Genomic DNA, 472 nt, shown 5'->3' on the forward strand with positions numbered 1-472 from the left:
GGGGGGGTGTGCCTGGTCTTTTTGGGGCGGGGGCCTTTTTTTTTTTTGGGGGGTGTGCGTGAGCCGTGGTGGGGGGGGCGGACTTTTGCGCTGCGGTTTGGGGGGGGGGGGGGTTGGGGGGGGCGGCCCAATTGGCCGTGGTTTTTGGTTGGGGTTTTTTTGGGTTTTTGTTTTTTTGGTTTTTGTTTTTTTGGTTGCGGTGGGGGTGGCATTGTATGATCTCCCTGGTGTTTTTTTTGGTTTTGTGGTTTTGTTTTTTTTTTTTTTTTTGGTTGTGTTGGTGGTTGTGGGGGTTGGGTGGTGTGTTGTTTTTGTTTTTGTGTGGGTTTGTTTTTTTGTTTTTTGGGGTGTTTGTTGTTTGTTTTTTGTTTTGTGGTTTGTTTGTTTGTTGTGTTTGTTTGTGTTTTTTTTTTTTTGTGTTGGTTTTTGTTTGTGTTTTTTTTTTGTTTTGTTTTGTTTTTTTTTTTCAACC

General features: G+C 43.0%; 1 protein-coding gene. It reads left to right on the forward strand.

Annotated features, from left to right (window positions below):
- Positions 1 to 215 precede the first annotated feature (215 nt).
- Positions 216 to 472: hypothetical protein (locus PUR61_RS45710; protein WP_329885771.1), on the forward strand; the 257-nt coding region annotated here is incomplete at its 3' end.

The sequence above is a fragment of the Streptomyces sp. BE20 genome (genome assembly GCF_036322525.1).
Classification (GTDB): Bacteria; Actinomycetota; Actinomycetes; order Streptomycetales; family Streptomycetaceae; genus Kitasatospora.